Origin of the sequence: Citrobacter sp. TBCS-14, from assembly GCF_005280805.1 — a bacterium.
GTDB classification, from domain to species: domain Bacteria; phylum Pseudomonadota; class Gammaproteobacteria; order Enterobacterales; family Enterobacteriaceae; genus Citrobacter; species Citrobacter gillenii.
This window is the reverse complement of record NZ_SZWM01000929.1, coordinates 1-231: the sequence shown is the minus strand read 5'-3', so window position 1 is coordinate 231 and position 231 is coordinate 1. Positions and strand designations below refer to the sequence as shown.

General features: G+C 55.8%; 1 pseudogene. It reads left to right on the top strand.

The features are described from left to right. Positions 1–231: pseudogene (locus FDX22_RS22105) on the top strand (lysine decarboxylase LdcC); the annotation flags it as partial.

Genomic DNA, 231 nt, shown 5'->3' with positions numbered 1-231 from the left:
GCGGGATGAGCGGCGAACGGGTACCGGGAAAGGTGATTTTTGAAACCCAGTCCACCCACAAGATGCTGGCGGCGTTGTCACAGGCTTCGCTGATCCACATTAAGGGCGACTATGATGAAGACACGTTCAACGAAGCCATTATGATGCACACCTCCACGTCTCCGAGCTACCCGATTGTGGCATCGATAGAAACGGCGGCGGCAATGCTGCGTGGCAATTCAGGCAAGCGGT